Annotated in this window: 14 protein-coding genes; 9 read left to right on the top strand and 5 right to left on the bottom strand. The window is 49.4% G+C overall.

Annotation, left to right across the window (positions count from 1 at the left end):
* Positions 1-105: 105 nt before the first annotated feature.
* On the top strand, positions 106-975 hold the full coding sequence (locus ELK40_RS12905; RefSeq protein ID WP_111965956.1) for a crotonase/enoyl-CoA hydratase family protein: 870 nt from the start codon (positions 106-108) through the stop codon (positions 973-975).
* Here the strand turns inward: ELK40_RS12905 and pdeR are convergent.
* The 4 genes from pdeR to fabI form a co-directional block, all read right to left on the bottom strand.
* Positions 972-2,963, bottom strand: coding sequence for a cyclic di-GMP phosphodiesterase (gene pdeR / locus ELK40_RS12900; protein WP_115875422.1), 1,992 nt, complete (start codon positions 2,961-2,963; stop codon positions 972-974). The two genes, ELK40_RS12905 and pdeR, sit on opposite strands and share 4 nt — an antisense overlap.
* Before the next feature lie 322 nt (positions 2,964-3,285).
* Positions 3,286-5,220, bottom strand: coding sequence for an exoribonuclease II (locus ELK40_RS12895; protein WP_127731291.1), 1,935 nt, complete (start codon positions 5,218-5,220; stop codon positions 3,286-3,288).
* 88 nt (positions 5,221-5,308) lie between these two features.
* Positions 5,309-6,295: a CMD domain-containing protein gene (locus ELK40_RS12890; protein ID WP_127731289.1), complete on the bottom strand. Its 987-nt coding sequence runs from the start codon at positions 6,293-6,295 to the stop codon at positions 5,309-5,311.
* A gap of 153 nt (positions 6,296-6,448) precedes the next feature.
* On the bottom strand, positions 6,449-7,237 hold the full coding sequence (fabI, locus tag ELK40_RS12885) for an enoyl-ACP reductase FabI (RefSeq protein WP_127731287.1): 789 nt from the start codon (positions 7,235-7,237) through the stop codon (positions 6,449-6,451).
* Positions 7,238-8,123: 886 nt separating this feature from the next.
* Here fabI and ELK40_RS12880 point away from each other — a divergent pair.
* Both ELK40_RS12880 and ELK40_RS12875 read left to right on the top strand, forming a co-directional pair.
* Positions 8,124-8,654 carry a hypothetical protein gene (locus ELK40_RS12880; protein ID WP_127731285.1) on the top strand — a complete coding sequence of 177 codons (531 nt, stop codon included), beginning with the start codon at positions 8,124-8,126 and terminating at the stop codon, positions 8,652-8,654.
* A gap of 260 nt (positions 8,655-8,914) precedes the next feature.
* On the top strand, positions 8,915-10,573 hold the full coding sequence (locus tag ELK40_RS12875) for a Wzy polymerase domain-containing protein (RefSeq protein WP_127731283.1): 1,659 nt from the start codon (positions 8,915-8,917) through the stop codon (positions 10,571-10,573).
* A gap of 31 nt (positions 10,574-10,604) precedes the next feature.
* Here ELK40_RS12875 and ELK40_RS12870 read toward each other — a convergent pair whose 3' ends face one another.
* Complete coding sequence (locus tag ELK40_RS12870; protein ID WP_127731281.1) at positions 10,605-11,342, bottom strand: helix-turn-helix domain-containing protein; 738 nt, start codon at positions 11,340-11,342, stop codon at positions 10,605-10,607.
* A gap of 360 nt (positions 11,343-11,702) precedes the next feature.
* Between ELK40_RS12870 and ELK40_RS12865 the strand changes: the two genes are divergently transcribed.
* The 6 genes from ELK40_RS12865 to ELK40_RS12840 are packed head-to-tail and all read left to right on the top strand — an operon-like array spanning position 11,703 to position 17,229.
* The gene (locus tag ELK40_RS12865) at positions 11,703-12,239 is read left to right on the top strand and encodes a fimbrial protein (protein WP_127731279.1); all 537 of its coding nucleotides are present in this window, start codon (positions 11,703-11,705) and stop codon (positions 12,237-12,239) included.
* 54 nt (positions 12,240-12,293) lie between these two features.
* Complete coding sequence (locus tag ELK40_RS12860) at positions 12,294-12,812, top strand: fimbrial protein (RefSeq protein WP_127731277.1); 519 nt, start codon at positions 12,294-12,296, stop codon at positions 12,810-12,812.
* A 49-nt stretch (positions 12,813-12,861) separates the two neighbouring features.
* Positions 12,862-15,351 (top strand): outer membrane usher protein, encoded by a 2,490-nt coding sequence (locus tag ELK40_RS12855; RefSeq protein ID WP_244599414.1) that lies wholly within the window; start codon positions 12,862-12,864, stop codon positions 15,349-15,351.
* Positions 15,352-15,378: 27 nt separating this feature from the next.
* Entirely contained in the window at positions 15,379-16,131 is a 753-nt protein-coding gene (locus ELK40_RS12850; protein ID WP_127731273.1) for a fimbria/pilus periplasmic chaperone, read from the top strand.
* Positions 16,132-16,135: 4 nt separating this feature from the next.
* Positions 16,136-16,705 carry a fimbrial protein gene (locus tag ELK40_RS12845; protein ID WP_127731271.1) on the top strand — a complete coding sequence of 190 codons (570 nt, stop codon included), beginning with the start codon at positions 16,136-16,138 and terminating at the stop codon, positions 16,703-16,705.
* Positions 16,705-17,229: a fimbrial protein gene (locus tag ELK40_RS12840; protein WP_127732793.1), complete on the top strand. Its 525-nt coding sequence runs from the start codon at positions 16,705-16,707 to the stop codon at positions 17,227-17,229. Before ELK40_RS12845 ends, ELK40_RS12840 begins: the two co-directional genes overlap by 1 nt.
* Positions 17,230-17,233 lie beyond the last annotated feature (4 nt).

Raw genomic sequence — 17,233 nt, 5'->3', positions numbered from 1 at the left:
ACATAAACGTAAGTGATAAATTTATTCCCCCTCATGCAGCAGGCTTAATGAGTGGATTAGTCTAAAACTGCGCGCAAGGCGCTTTTTTATAAGAGGAATTAGACTATGACAGTTATCAATCAGCCTACCTGTACACTGTTTACCGACACTGAACGGTTCACGCAGCTGTCGGGTTATTACGAGGCGGAGCGTCACACCGTCTGGATGATGCTGCGGGCTCAGCCACGACCTTGCTTTAACCATGCGTTAATTGAGGAGATCATGAACTTTTCATGGCTGGTTCGCCAGTCTGGCTTTGCGGTTGATTTTTGGGTAACCGGTTCGCTGGTTCCGGAGATGTACAATGTGGGCGGTGACTTACAGTTCTTCGTCGAGTGCATTCAGAACGGACGTCGGGAAGCGTTGCGGGCGTACGCGCGCGCCTGCGTTGATTGCGTCCATGCGGCCTCACGAGGGTTTGATACGGGAGCCATCACTCTGGCAATGGTCGAAGGCAGTGCGTTAGGAGGTGGTTTTGAGGCCGCTCTGGCGCACCATTTCGCCCTGGCTCAGCGCGATGCCCGTTTAGGTTTCCCGGAAATTGCCTTCAATCTGTTTCCGGGTATGGGGGGATATTCCCTGGTCGCACGCCGTTCGGGCATGAAGCTGGCGGAAGAACTCATCTACAAAGGGGAATCCCATACGGCTGAATGGTACGAACAGCATGGGCTGGTGGATGTCCTGTTTGAACCCGGACAAAGCTATGTCTCCACCCGAACCTTCATCGATACGCTGCGGCCAAAACTGAACGGCGTAAGGGCGATGCTGCGCGCCCGTACCCGCGTTCTGCAATTGCCCCGCAGTGAACTGATGGACATAACGGAAGACTGGGTGGATGCTGCTTTCTGCCTGGAGCCGAAAGATATCGCCTACATGGAGCGCCTGGTCACGCTGCAAAACCGCCATCACGCGGCGGGTCTGCGTAAAGCCAGTTAACGTTGATTTCGCGCTTGATATCGTTTTAGCCACCGCTCGAATGCGGCAGCGGGCATCGGCTTAGCAAACAGAAAACCCTGCCGCTCGTTGACGCCGTTCTTGGTCAGAAAGGCGTCTTCTTTTGCATTTTCCACACCTTCGGCAATTACCTGCAGATTTAACGCCTGCGCCACCGCGACAATAGCGCGCACCAGTGACTGGGAAATAGACTGCTTATGAATGTCCCTGACAAAGGATTGATCGAGTTTAATGGCGTCGATAGGGAAGCGGGCGAGCTGCGAAAGAGAAGAGTAGCCGGTGCCAAAATCATCCAGATGAATTTGCGCCCCGAGTCTGCTGAACTGCTGGATCACGGAGAGCGCCAGCTCTTCGTTCTCGATAAGACAGCTTTCGGTCAACTCGACGTCGACCGGGCAGTATTCAAAATTCAGATCCTTCAGCGCCTGCTTTAAGTCGCTGAAGATAGTCTGGTCGGCCAGCTGTCGTGCAGAGACGTTCACCGCCACGCGCAGGTTAATTCCCTTATCGCGCCATTTTGCCACCTGGCGAACCACATCGAGCATCACCCAGCGCCCAAGCGGCACAATCAGCCCCGACTCCTCGGCATAAGAGATAAACTCCAGCGGCGGGATCAGACCGCGTTCTGGTGATTGCCAGCGGACCAGTGCTTCAAGACTTCTGACTTCCCCACGCCAGGTTATTTTGGGCTGATAGTGGATTAGAAGCTGATCGTTATCCAGTGCTTTACGCAGGTTGGTATCCAGCCAGAGATACTCAAATACGCGCTGGTTCATCTCGGGTGAGAAGACGCAGAACTTGCCCCGGCCGTTCTCTTTGGCGGTGTACATGGCGGTATCGGCGTTACGAATGACGCTTTCCCGGTCGCTACCATGCTGCGGGGCGAGGGCGATACCCAGAGAGCAGCCGGTATAAATCTCAATCAGACCGATTCGGAACGGCTGGCGCAGACGGGTTAAAATGCGCGACGCCATCGCCTCCAGAGAGCCCTGTGAGGTATTGGTGGCCATGACGATAAACTCATCACCGCCCAGTCGCGCCAGCACCTGTTCCTCATCCAGACAGCTCAAAATGGCGAGGGCGACAGCCTGTAACAGCTGATCGCCAAACATATGCCCGTAAGCGTCGTTGACCTTTTTAAAGTTATCCAGATCGAGATACACCACGCCTACCTGCGTGTCGCCGCGGTTGGCGATGGCGTCAGAAATCAGATCGTGGATCGCATTGCGGTTGGGCAAGCCGGTGATGGTATCGGTATTGGCCAGCACGCGCAGCCGCTCCTGAGCGCGGCGTTCCTCGGTAATATCTGTCCCGGAACAGATAAGGAAAATTTCATTTTTACCGCTGCCGCTGTGAACGAATTTGTTTCTGAACAGAAACAGCCGCTGCCCTTTACGCGTTTTGATCCAGCGTTCGACTTCGTAGGAGCTGCCGTTGCGAAAAAAACCGGTAATATTGCGCTTTGAAGCGGCCGCTTCGCTGCGGCTCATAAACAGCTTAAACACGTTCTGGCCAATCACTTCCTGCTCTTTCAGGCCGGTATACTCTTCGCTAAGCCGGTTAAAACGCTGGATATTGCCGTGCCGATCGAGAATAACAATGACGGAGTTGGCCTCAGAGACAACCTGTTCCGCAAAAGAGAGCCCTTGAGCCAGATCGCGCGCCACGGAGGGCGTATCGTTCCAGGCGGAAGCGGTTCCGGCCCACTCGTTACGGGTAATTTTTCGGCCCACAAGATGCACCGGGACATCTTCTCCGTACAGGGAGAGCGACATGGAAATGCTGGAGGTAATAACGGTTAAATGACGGATGAGATCGGCCTGTTCATCGTCCAGCGCCACGACCTGAGTGACATCGGCATTTTCGCTGGTGGAAAGGTGCAGAGCGTTGCTGTCAGCTGATAAGCGCCACCACGGGCTGTGAGTCCCCATGTAGCGAAACAGCAAATTCTGCTCCAGATCGTCCATCATGTTTTCTCCCGCAGCTGTTCATTAGCGCACAAATTATTCATTTGTTGTCGACTTTTCCGTTGAGAAACAGCGGCAAAACCGAAGTGAAGCTGTTGTTTTTCCCTGCTTTCTTATAATAAAACGAGTCAGGTTAAAAAGGATACTGAGCGTATAAAAATTCACGCAACCGAATATAACAACACTCTTTTACTGTAGATAATTCTGGCGGTTTTGGGCGAAGGGATACTGAAAATAGTAAGGAAAAATAATGATTTTGTGGCGGGGATAAAAATAAAAATTGTCGGCCCTTCCGAAACGAAAAGACCGACAATTGAAGCGGTTATCAGGCGACAGGACGCGCGATAATACTGCGGGTTTCCATGCGGACTTCGGCGATATTAACGTCAATCACGTCGGTGACTTTGTAAACTGTTTCACCTTTGATTTGCACGGTACCATTTTCCTGACTACAGACCATTTCGTCGCGAACCGCATGCAGGAACGGCGCAGGAATAAACGCGACAGCACCGTTATCGACCAGGCGGACGCGCATGCCCCCGCGGCTGATATCGATGATCTCTGCGGCGAAACGGGTATCCGTACCGGCTTTATCCTGCAGGAAGCGTGCGTACAGCCAGTCCCCAACGTCACGTTCCGCCATGCGGTTCAGACGGCGACGATCGGCCATTTGCTGCGTGGTGTCCTCCTGAGGACGGGCAATGGTTTCACCTTTGATAATCGCTTTCAGCAGACGGTGGTTAACCATATCGCCATACTTACGGATCGGCGATGTCCAGGTGGCGTAGGCTTCGAGGCCGAGACCAAAGTGCGGCCCAGGCTCGGTGCTGATTTCAGCGAAGGACTGGAAGCGACGAATGCGGCTGTCCAGGAAGCCTGACGGTTGCGCGTCCAGTTCGCGGCGAAGCTTGCAGAAGCCCGGCAGCGTCAGCACTTCTTCCGGATCAACGTGCACATCGTGATTCTTCAGCAGGGCCGCCAGCGCTTCGGTATTTGCCGGGTCAAACCCGGTGTGAACGTTGTAAATGCCAAAGCCCAGTTTGTCGCGCAGCACGCGTGCGGCACAGATGTTGGCGGAAATCATCGCCTCTTCAACGATGCGGTTTGCAATGCGTCGCGGTTCGGCCACGATGTCCAGCACTTCGCCTTTCTCGCCCAGAACAAAGCGATAGTCCGGGCGGTCTTTGAACACCAGCGCGTGAGTTTTACGCCACTCGCCGCGGTTCAGGCAGATGCGATGCAGGAGACGGATCTGCGCGGCAATGGCGTCGGAATCAGGTTTCCAGCTACCGGTATTTTCCAGCCAGTCGGAGACGTTATCGTAGGCCAGCTTGGCTTTCGACTCGATAATGGCGGCGAAGAACTCGATATCGTCTTCAATCGCGCCATCTGCGGCGATAGTCATGCGGCAGGCAAGGACCGGGCGCACTTCATTTGGACGCAGCGAGCAGAGATCGTCTGACAATTCGCGCGGCAGCATCGGAATATTGAAGCCCGGCAGGTAGTTGGTGAACGCACGGATTTTCGCCGCGTCATCCAGCTTGCTGCCCTCGGCAATCCATGCGGTGGGATCGGCAATGGCAACGGTCAGATGCAGTTTGCCGTCGGCGCTCTCTTCAGCGTACAGCGCGTCATCCATATCTTCTGTGCTGGCGCTGTCGATGGTGACAAACTCCAGCGCGGTGAGATCGCGACGGGTCAGACCCTCATCCTGCATCTCGGTCGCTACGCCGTTCGGCGCTTCTTTTTCAAGATTATGGCGTGCCAGCGTGACCCACCATGGCACGAAATGGTCGGCGCCAAAGGTGATGAACTGGGTCAGTTCAGCATAAAAACCGCGATCGCCTTTCAGAGGATGACGGCGCATTTCTGCTACGGCCCAGTCACCTTCTTTAAAATCATGCTCAACGCCACGGGCGGCGCGGCAGGGAATAGCATCTTTCAGCAGGGGATGATCCGGCACGATAGAAAGACGATCGTCTTTTCTCTGTACCTTACCCACAAAACGGGTCAGGAACGGTTCGATCAGTTCTTCCGGCTCGGCAGACTCGCGGTCCTTCTCGGTATGAATGACGGCCATGACGCGATCGCCATGCATCACTTTCTTCATCTGCGGAGGCGGAATGAAGTAGCTTTTCTGCGCGTCAACCTCAAGGAAGCCAAAGCCCTTTTCCGTGGCTTTTACGACCCCTTCTGCACGCGGCGTCTGGGAATGCAGTTGCTGTTTAAGCTGCGCTAGCAGCGGGTTGTCCTGAAACATAATGTTCTATTTTCGTAGCCATTGAGCGGCTGACAGTTTTACGCGATTCTCACTGTCTCAGCAAGCGGTCTTTGGGTAATGAGTGTGGTTATTCCTCTTTACCAAACGCGACTTTCAGACGATTAAGCCAGCCATCAAACGCACTCCGGGTAAGCAGCGTGATGGCTTGTTCGCCCGTGAGCCCTTGATCCGTGATCGGGGTAAACTGCGCGGCGCTGAAGCGGTCCGGAGAGCGTGTCAGCAGTTCGAGCGCCGCTGAAAGTGCGGGAGACGTCAGTGGGATCTCTTCGCGAGTGTTTAACAGGATTTCGCCGGTCAGATCGAGCAGCGTCGGTTCATGACAAAGAACTGGCGTCAACGCCTCAAGCGCGGGTTCAGCCTGCCAGCGGGACAGGGACTCAAGCTGATGCGCATTCGCATAGCGCAGCTCAACGACAGGTAAAAGCGGCGTCCACGCATCGTGGCTCGCGGGGAGCGTGTGCGGCTGAATATGATGTCCCGGCAACCAGCGAACAGGATGTCCCAGCAGGGCCTGGAAAATTGCGACCACGCGCGCCTGAAAACCGATAAAGCCGATAATCTGGTTAATTACCACGATGTCGTACGTGGACAGGCCCACCTCGTCAAGCTGGTTGCGGGCTTTATCATCGATCACATCTGGAGAGCTGGAAAGCTGGCGGGCATACTGCGTAATTTGCGCCAGACGTCGGTTGCTTTCGCGCGAGGAGTCCGGGCCGGGAAGCGGGGCGAGGAGGGCGGCATAGTGGTTACAGAGCCGCTGAACGCCGCAGGCCTGTGCGACGGTTAGCGCGGTACTGAGCCGATCGTAGGCGCTGAGCGTATGCAGGCGGTTCACGGGAATCGAGAGCGGAAACAGCTGGTGGCATAAGGCTCTGGCAGGAGCAAGCCAGCCAGAACAGGCGGCGACAATCTCATCAGGCAAGGCTAAATCGAGCAAAAAACGATCGTCGACGTTAGCGGCTTCGGGCACCAGGGGCAGAACATCCGTCTGCGCGTGGTTTGACTGGGTCTCGTGATACCAGTGGCCTTTGCCGGAAAAACGGCGTTGTTCCATGTGCGTTCCTTGATCTCAAAATGGCGATCAATATCCTGGCGTAAGGCAGATAAAGGGAAAAATATTGTTAGGTGATAACAAATAGCAGAACGGAATAACGAAGGGATAGGGCGGGGGGAAACCTCTCTTCCCGTGCGGGAAGAGAGTCACAGCTTATTTAATTTCCAGCTCGTTCATTGCAGCGATGTTGAAGCCGCCGTCAACGTGAACCACTTCGCCGGAAATACCCGCGGAAAGGTCAGAGCACAGGAATGCTGCAGAGTTACCCACATCTTCAATGGTAACGGTACGACGAATCGGGGTAACCGCTTCGCAGTGAGCCAGCATTTTACGGAAATCTTTAATACCGGAAGCTGCCAGGGTGCGGATAGGACCTGCAGAGATGGCGTTAACGCGCACGCCTTCAGGACCCATTGCGTTCGCCATGTAGCGTACGTTGGCTTCCAGAGAGGCTTTCGCCAGGCCCATAACGTTGTAGTTAGGGATAGCACGTTCAGCGCCAAGGTAGGACAGGGTTAGCAGAGCTGCGCCCGGGTTCAGCATCGCGCGGCAGGATTTTGCCATCGCAACGAAGCTGTAGGAGCTGATGTCGTGAGCGATTTTAAAGCCATCACGGGTAACCGCGTTTACGTAGTCGCCGTCCAGCTGGTCGCCAGGAGCGAAGCCGATGGAGTGAACGAAACCGTCGAATTTCGGCCATGCTTTTGTCAGTTCAGCAAACATCCCGTCGATGCTTTCGTCTTGTGCAACGTCGCATTCCAGAACGATGCTGGAACCCAGCTGCGCGGCAAACTCTTCAACACGGCCTTTCAGCTTGTCGTTCTGATAAGTGAACGCCAGCTCAGCGCCTTCGCGATGCATTGCCTGTGCGATGCCGTATGCGATGGACAGTTTGCTGGCAACGCCAGTCACCAGAATGCGCTTACCGGAAAGAAAACCCATAGCTTTAATCCTTATATTCATTGCTTATTTTGCCTTGTAATTCATAGCGTTACAGGCAGTATTTCAAAATTATTCGAAATTAGCTCGAAATTATAGCCCACTCACAGCCCCTTGTGTCACGATATTTCTCGCACTTCTCGCGAGAGATATGCCTCAGATGGTGCCGGGCGAACTCAATCAGGTTGTTTCGCATCTGGCCGGGCAGACTAACGCGAAGCTCCTGAAAGGACGGTGAGGCATTTCCCGGACCAGCCCTGTAGCTTTGCGCGCAGTGGCAAAGTGAGTCGTAACATTCACTGCCGGAAACCTCGCCTGCGAGAGTGAGAAAGGCTGTAAGCACCTTTGATATTTTCCAGCATCCGTCCAGTATATCATTGAGCCTTTGATTCGCCTCATCCAACCAGAGGGGAAGAGTGACCACTCCTGGTGTGTTTCACGAAAAGCAGACCATCCTTTATAGAATCCCATCGAATTAATATCGCTCACTCGTTGACCGTTCGTGAAACCTGGATCCAGACTCAAGCCAACCCAGCTCTTCATTTACGTGGCAGCTTCCCCGATCGAGACTTTCTTCGAAAGTTAGCCTGTGTTGCGGAACATCGCCCTGCATTTGTTAACTATTTGTTTTGATGTTGAGTCGGCGAATAACATAATGTCTATTTATAAACAAATTTCGCCCTGTTATTAACGTTTATGTACGTATATTCTCGGCGGGTCTATGAGGAAACCTGGCGGTAAAAACAGCGTAAAGAATAAATTCTTATACCTGATATGTTGCGCGGCGCAAAGACTTTTTATAAATGAAAAGGGCTCTTTTTTATTTTGAATCGCTTACTTTTACAAGTTTCCGAAATTTTTTTGTGCTGGTCGGGTGTTGAGAGGCTTTATGTCATTGGTTGTACTTACGAAAAATAATTTCCTGCGGCTTGCGCTCCACTCTATTTACGATGAGCTTGATTTAAAAGAAAATACCTGCGTGATTGATACTGAATCTTTCAGTGCACTTATAGATATTTTATACGAAATATATACCAGGGATTTAGTATCTTTTCGCCGAGTTATTCTGCTGGGAGGTGATGATATTGGTTCAAAGATACTATTTCCCTTAAATGTCATTTCACTTGATTCACCTCTCACGGTGCTGAAAAATCAAATGTATACTGGGTATAGCCTGAAAACCGTGCTGGAACGTATTCACGAGTGTAGAAGACTGGTTGCACTGACTGATGGCGAGCGCTTGTTTGCTCAATACTACAGCTCGAGAAACTCGATTAAAAACATAGCGCGTAGAATCGGTTTAAGTGAAAAAACGGTGTATCATCAAACGGCGAGTGCAGCTGCAAAACTTAACCTGCGCTCGGGAAAGGAGTTTCTGCTTTTCCTGGACCGAGAGTTTAGTAATAATCCTGGTCGTTAAACCTATAAAAATGCAGTTCGCAAGCTAATCGAGGTCATTGAGCACTGGTCGGGAACCGCCGGCTCAAAATGGCGATAAAAGGGGTTACTTGCGAACGGGGCAGATCAAAATTCGCGGAGCACTCTGCATCTGGCATTTTTTATTTTACAAAACAATATCCATAGGTATATTTTCCATTTTTGGACGATATAGTAGATGTAAGAGTGCTGGGTGCAAGTGTAAAATATAAAAACAGTTTAATAAAAATTTGGCTATGCTAAATGAAGCCCTTTTACCGTCAATATATTAACCCATCATTTTTTCTATTTTTTATTCTGGCTGTATATTTCCTTGCAGCGCTGTTAGTTTATGTTCCTAACATGGGAGGAGATGGCCTCAGATTGCCGCATAATATAATTTGCTGGGGAGTGATGTTATTTATAACTCTGGTATCTGGTTATTGCATATTGCTGCGTAAAAAAATAAAGGTAAATGAGGCTTTAGCCTTTTTCATTATCGGTGCGTGTTTAATGTCGCTTCCATTATTGTGGAGTGATAAAGATGTGATGATATTCGCGTTGCCGAGATTTGCTGGTCTCTGGGGGGGTGTGCTTTTTTACCTGGCGCTACTGCAAATTCCAATCCAATTCTCGATGAAAATCCGATTGATTATCGTATTTGTCATAAGTGCACTGATTCAGGCGTTTCTTGGTTTTTGGCAGTTACTGGTCGCATCACCAGATAATTTCATGGAGTTCATACCGGGTACACGGCCTTACGGTATCTTTCAACAAGTTAATGTGTTGGCGAGTTTTGTTGCCACGGGTTATGCGTGTACCTTGTGGCTATTGTTTCAGGCAAAAACAAAGCGGTCTTGCTTTTTACTTCTTTTCGCAACGGTTGTTTTTACGGCAATTTTAGAAATCTTACAATCCAGAGCTGGAATGTATGGCATCATTCTTTATTTAGCCTTGATTTTGCTAGCCCGTCATCGCCCGAAAGTAAAAGGTATCTTTATTGTCTATATCATGTTAGTGATAGGAACGTTATTCACCATTCATATATTAAAAAATTTAGGTTTCGCTGAGCACTTTTTACGGTTTGTTGGCTCGGTGGACAAAATGGGGTCGAACGCTGAACGGTGGAGAATAATTACTATAACCTTATCGATGATTCAGCGGCATCCTTTGAGTGGTTGGGGGTATGGAGGTTATGAGTTTAATCTTTCAAGGTTCGCACTCCACCATTTTGATTATCTTTTTGACGGAGTCGATAATGCCCACAATGAATTTTTATTTGAATGGGCAGAGGGCGGGGTGCTGGCTATTACAGGGATGGTTTTTATTATTGTGGGCTATTTCTATCTTTTACGCAGGTACTCGCCATCACGAATTGCGCTGTGGGGGTTAGCTTTACCGATAACGTTTCATATGATGGTCGAGTATCCATTACTGCTTTCTACACCGCACTGGATGCTTTTATTGCTGATTTGCCGTCTGGTAACATCAGAAAAATGTAGCAAACGGAAGAAAAATAGTAATCGATATGGAATAGCATTGCTATCAGTTGGCGTTATGGGTGTCCTCTTTATGCTAACTGGGTTTCGTACGGGCATGGCGCTTACGGAATTTGAGCGTAATAAAATGCAGGATTTTACAGCAGCATCCATGGTATTCAATCCATGGGCTCAATGGGACCGCTGGCAATATGACTCGCATACATCCATGCTACTCAAATACTATCAGACGCATCAACCTGAACTATTAATAAGTTACGTTGATTGGGGTAAAAAGTATCTTATGCACAGGAATGATTTAAGAGTGTTTAAAAATATGGTGCAGATAAATAAAGTGTATCCTCAACAAGCAACAACAACATGGTTGCAGCAGCAATGGTACGATTACTACCAGTCAATCGAGAGTGCTCATAAAGTAAATTGAATCATGAAGGGCCATTGTGGCCCTTCTTTTGTTAGAAACTTTTGGGGAGTTGCTTTGTGATTTCGACGAGTTTACCGTTTCTGGTCTTGATGTATCCACCCTCAGCCAGTTGCGAAATGATGTTATATATCAAACTGCGCGACAGGTGCGTCGTTTCCTGAATATAGGCCACAATACCGGTTCGACTTAAATCACTTACCTCTCGTTTTTTCATATACTCAATAAGCTTAGCACGAATTATTGAGTAAGAAGTTTTACTCACCAAATGTTCGTCCCGGTAGATCATCATATGAACTGTAAAGGCGAGAACTTCTGCGACATCTTGCCAGAGTTGTTTCTCAGTTATAATTGATTTGGCATATTCACCTGGCACGTATGAAACCTTCGAATTACGTGAGGCCCGAAAATAATAACGACCAAGTGGTTCAAATAAATCTCCAAGGCCTGCAACAATGGGGCCTGACGTTACTGATACTTTGAGGTCATCATAGGATCTGTGAATGGATACAGAACCATTGCTCACGAGCCAAAGTATGTTCGTGGAATTTTGCGACTTAATGCTGGATCGGTTGGATGTTGACTCATAAGGGGTTGAAAAGGGGAGTAATGCATCATGAATTTTTCGCAATGCCCCGCCTGGAAATGTGATGGCATCTATCGCCATATAACTTTGTGTGGGGAGAAAATCAGGCGAAATCGCCTGCGATACGCTCCCTTCTGCTGTGGTGGTTTTTGCATGTTCTTTTATTGATTTTGGTTTTGTTGACATCGAGTCACCCTTCAGTATCGAAGCAGAACTAATGATTGCAGTAAGAATCAGTACTAATGATAGCAGAAATGGCCCGGGCACTCATGAGAACACAGAGGATAGGGGGCCGCATATGGTTCTTTTTAGGGAGGGGATTATCGCTGAATAAAGACGGACGTCAAGAATGATCGTTTGATATTTAATTCTTAACATTATCACAACAATGGTTCCAAAAGTGCACGATTTATTTTCTTTAGTCAGCTCACTCTTTTTTATAAATTAATATTTGTAATGATGTAGGTAATTTGTTAAGCGCGAACTGGCTCAACTTATTACTCGTCATTGTAATAAAATTTAAATTTAAAGAAAAGGATTTAATCAATGAATACGAAAAATAAATTGCTGGTAATGGCACTTTCTTCCTTGATAACCGCAGGTGCTCATGCGGCAACCGATCAGGGACACGGTAAAATTACATTCCTTGGTTCTGTTATTGATGCACCGTGCTCAATCGATGCAAAAAGCCTCGATCAGACAGTTCAGTTAGGTGCAATTTCAAAAACCCAGCTCGCTGGTGGTGGTAAATCTACGCCAGTAAGCTTCGATATTCAACTCCATGACTGTGATTCCGCAACGGCGAATAAAGCATCCATCACTTTCAACGGCCTGGCTGGGGATAAAGCTGCTGGCCTGGACGGCGCCTTTGCTGTAACCGGTCAGGGAGCTGGTGTAGGTGTAGTAATTTCCGATATGGGCGGCAAAGTGATTAAGCCAAGTACCAAAACGGCTCTCTCAGCAATGAATGATGGGGATAATGACCTGCAGTTTTTGGCCTACGTGCAGGGGTCAACTGCTTCAGGCGCAGTCGTCCCAGGGAATTTTGGCGCTATCGCTAACTTCATGATGACCTACGAGTAAGTAAATACTGTCTACCCGAAAGGGTAGACATCCGTTCAGCAATTGTGAGGGTCTATGTTGACAGCCGTAGTTCTTCGCCAGTGCTTTGCTGTTAGTGTGTGTTTTTTGTTTTCTTTCGTATGTCACGCTTCTGATCTCGGCCGCGTCAGCGTGGCGGGCAGCATTTATGAGAGCTCTTGCTCAATTGAGATGGCTTCGAAGGATCAGGTGATTGTAATGAAAACCGTTTCTGTAGGCCAATTAATGCAGAATGGTGAAGCCGGAAGCACATTGCTCAGAATTCATCTGGTGGGATGTTCTACTCAATTAGATGCTCGCCGGTTTTACATAACATTTTACGGTTCCAAAGAGGATCATGAAACATTCCATGTACTGGGAAATACGCAGGGCGTAGGTATACGTATTACAGATGCAAATGGAGTACATATAAAACCTGGTGAGCCATCTTATATTAATCAGTCGATGGCTGAAATAAATACCCTGGACTACACCCTTACATTAACTGGTAATGGGGGAATACTACATCCTGGTTTCTATGCTGCCGTTGTGCGCATGAGGCTGGATTATTTCTGACTGATTAAAGGTGATGTTAGTGTATAAAATACAAATATCTCGTCGGTCAATTATTGCCAGTGTATTAATTGCAGTATTTACCAGATACGCATATGCTGAAGAAAAGACCATTCAGTTCAATACTGACGTACTGGATGTGCAGGATCGTGGCCATATCGATTTAAGCCAGTTTTCCCGAGCGGGTTACGTTATGCCCGGCACATACGCATTATCAATTCAGATTAATAAAAGCTCATTGCCAGAACAACAAATCACTTTTTTGGTGCCCGATAATGATAAAAATGGAAGCGAAGCGTGCCTGACTGATGACATTGTTAATCAGTTTGGGCTAACCACGGCAGCGAGTAAAAACTTATCCTGGTGGCATAACGGTGAATGTCTCGACCCGACTTCACTTCAGGGCATGGTAATGCGGACTGACATGTCCAGCAATACGCTTTTTATTAATCTTCCACAGGCCTACCTTGATTACGTGGCCGAGAACTGGGATCCACCTTCACGCTGGGATGAAGGGGTTGCAGGCATCCTATTTGACTATAATTTGAACGGCCAGGCTATACGTCAGCACGATAGTGGTATGACTGAAGAAAGCAAAACTCTCAGCGGTAATGGAACTACCGGGATCAACGTTGGCGCATGGCGTTTTCGCGCAGACTGGCAAGGTCAAATGGATAAGCATTCAGGGGGCATGGCACGAAATACTCAAAATTTTGATTGGAACCGCTATTACTTATACCGGGCAGTGCCCTCTATGCGGGCAAAAATGACGTTGGGTGAAGATTACCTCACCTCAGATATGTTTGACAGCTTCCGTTTTACCGGCGTGAGCCTGGTGTCCAGCGACAATATGTTGCCGCCGAACCTGCGAGGCTACGCGCCGGAGGTCACGGGCCTCGCGAAAACAAACGCCAAAGTGACGATCAGCCAACAAGGGCGTGTGCTCAATGAAACAACGGTGGCAGCCGGTCCTTTTCGTATCCAGGATTTGAATAATGCGGTCTCTGGCACGCTTGACGTCAAAATTACTGAACAGGATGGCTCTGTACAGACCTATCAGATGAATACGTCGACGATTCCTTATCTGACTCGTCCAGGGCTGGTTCGATATAAATTAGCGGCAGGGAAACCTTCAGATTTTTATCATCACAGCGATGGCCCTTTCTTCGGTACCGGCGAATTCTCCTGGGGGGTGAACAACGGATGGTCACTGTATGGCGGTGCGCTGGTTGCCGGTGACTACAACGCAATGTCTATAGGGATCGGGCGAGATTTATTGGTTCTCGGGGCAATATCTCTGGATGCAACTGAATCACGAGCTCGCCTGCCGCAGCAGGATTCACGGCAGGGTGGCTCGTACAAATTAAGCTACTCAAAGCGGTTTGACAGCACTGATAGCCAGGTGACTTTTGCCGGGTATCGCTTCTCTGAGCGCGGTTTTATGAGTATGACTGACTACCTGGATGCGCGTTACCACGATAACGACAACGATGGCAGCGGCAAAGAAATGTATACGGTGACGTTCAACCAACAAATAAAGCCGTTGAACATGAGTATTTATTTAGACTACAGCCGTCAAACCTATTGGGATCGTCCAGCGAACACAACCTATAACGTGTCGCTTTCGCACTATTTTGATTTCAGAAGTTTTAAGAATCTTAGCCTGAGTATATCTGCGTTCCGCACTACAAATAACGAGACTGACGATCGTGGTGCCTACATGAGTTTATCCGTTCCATGGGGAGAATCAGGTTATTTCAACTACGGCAATCAAATCAGCGAGGATGGAGCCAGTCATTCCATCTCATACAGCGATCGCATCAATAAGGATAACTCGTATCAGATTAGCCTCAACTCCGATCAAAACGGCGTTATAGGGGGGAGCGGGTATCTTACGCATGACGGTGATAGTTCTGAAGTAACGGCCACCGCAACGCAGCAGGGTAATAAATACAGTTCGATGGGACTGTCAGTACGCGGTGGCATGACGGCAACAGCGCAGGGTGCGGCGCTCCATCGTATGTCGGTGCCAGGTGGCACGCGCATGATGGTGGACACCGATGGTGTAAGTGGCGTACCCGTTAAAACAGGCGGAAACAATACCCATACGAATGTTTTTGGTAAAGCCGTGGTTGGAGATGTGAGCAGCTATTATCGAAACAGCATGAATATCGATATGGATGAACTTGGTGATGATGTGGACGCCAACCGTTCAGTGGTGCAGGGCACCTTGACGGAAGGTGCAATCGGCTATCGCAAGTTTGGCATTATTGCCGGTAAAAAAGCGATGGCGATATTGCGCCTGACGAATAATAGCGTGCCGCCATTTGGCGCGACGGTGACTAATAAGGATAAGGAACAGACCGGGCTGGTCAGCGAAGACGGTTTCGTTTGGCTAACGGGAATAAAGCCTGGAGAGGTGATGAGCGTGAGTTGGGACGGTTCAGAAAAGTGTCACATTAACCTCCCGGCAGTGTTGCCCCCGGACCTGGAGAGTCAAAAATTGCTGTTGCCATGCACTACGGCAGACAGCATCAATTAAACCCTGTTTGTTTAAGAGAAAAGAGTCATGATTCGCAATACTTTAAAACGTAATCGTTGTTTGCTCGCATTGGCATTCACCACACTGATCGCGCAACAGGCGAATGCTGCACTTGCGCTGGATCGTACCCGCGCGATCGTTAATGCTGGTGATAAATCGTTGAGCCTGGTGGTGAATAATCAAAACCGCGAGCTGCCTTATCTGGCACAAGCGTGGGTGGAGGATGCTCAGGGTAATAAGGTAAGCGATCCGCTGGTTGCCCTCCCGCCGGTACAGCGTATTGAACCTGGCAGCAAAAGCCAGATCAAAATTCAGATTACGCCTGCAATGAATCTGTTAGCGCAGGATAAAGAAACGCTCTTCTTCTTTAACCTGCGTGAAATCCCGCCGAGGACGGACAAACCGAATACCTTGCAGATAGCGCTACAAACCCGCATTAAGCTGTTCTATCGTCCGGCATCGCTGGCGGTGGAGCAGAACAGCAAACCCTGGCAGGAGCAAATGACGCTGACGCGCCAGGGAGAAGGTTACACGGTGAATAATCCTACTCCGTATTACATCTCTGTGGTTGAAGTTGCTCCATCGCTGAAAGGTGAGCCGCTTAAAAGCGTGAAGCCGTTGCTGGTCGCCCCAAAAAGTAGCGCCCGCTTAGAAGGTGATACTCACAATCTGGGAAACAACCCGGTTATTACCTATATCAATGATTACGGCGGACGCCCGAAGCTGGTCTTCAGCTGCAGTGGCAGTAGTTGCAATCTTACATCTGCGCACGCGGGCTAAGCAGATGAAAAAAGTATGCATGTTGTTATTTCTGCTGTTGATCGTTAGCTCCACAACGCTGGCTGATGAAAAGAGCGTGAGCGGCGATGTTCCTTTTATTGTTGCAGGAATGATGGTTGAGGGGGCATGCATACTCGAAATGCAATCAGCATCACAGGAAATTTCACTCAGTACTCTTTCTGCATCGCTGCTGAAAAAAGTCGGTAACCGTGGAGCACCTGTACCTGTAGTCCTCCACCTCAAATATTGCGTAAGAATGCAGGGCTCAATTACGGACAGACGCACCGGCAGTCGTTCGTGGGATGCCATCCAACCCATCGCCACCGTAACGTTTTTGGCTCCTGCTGATAGCTATAACCCTGAACTGGTGCAGGTAACCGGGGCTCGAGGCATTGGTCTACGTATCACGGATGCCAGGCAGAATGACATTCATTTAGGGGAACGCAGTAAGCCACAGTTTCTCACGCCTGGTAGTAGCGACCTCGTGTTTTACGTCACGCCTGAGAGAACCTCTGAACAGTTGGTTTTGGGCCCCTATAAGGCTGTGGTGAATTTTTCTCTGGAGTACGATTGATGACGCGTTTTTTATGGCTGTTGGGTTTTCTTATTTTCATACCTCATGCCTTTGCCGGGGATAATAACGTCAAAATCAGCGGTGCTCTGGTTTCACAGCCCTGCACGCTATCTGAAGCATCATCAGATATTCAACTTGATTTTGGTAACCTGGTAAGCACCTTTTTCTATAACAGCAACCGCACGCCGGGTGAACCGTTCAGTATTACGCTGGTTAACTGTGATACGACATTGGGCAGCAGTGCCACTGTCACCTTTAAGGGGAGCGAGAGCGTGGCCTTGCCGGGTTTATTAACGCCTGATGCGGGTGATACGCAGGGTATCGCCATCGGTATCGAAACCAATAGCGCAGACCCACAGCAGCTGGCGCTGAATAAGCCAAGCCCCGTATTCAGTTTGACGAGCGGTAACAATGTCATCGCGCTGAAGGGATATGTCCAGGCCGAGCCGGCCGCTATTGCCGCGCACAGCATCACTGCCGGGGCATTTACGGCAACAGCCACATTCGAAATAGCGTATCCATGAGAGG

Origin of the sequence: Enterobacter sp. N18-03635 (assembly GCF_004006055.1) — a bacterium.
Lineage (GTDB): Bacteria > Pseudomonadota > Gammaproteobacteria > Enterobacterales > Enterobacteriaceae > Enterobacter > Enterobacter vonholyi.
The sequence above is the reverse complement of the archived record's forward strand: the minus strand, read 5'-3'. Positions and strand labels throughout refer to the sequence as shown.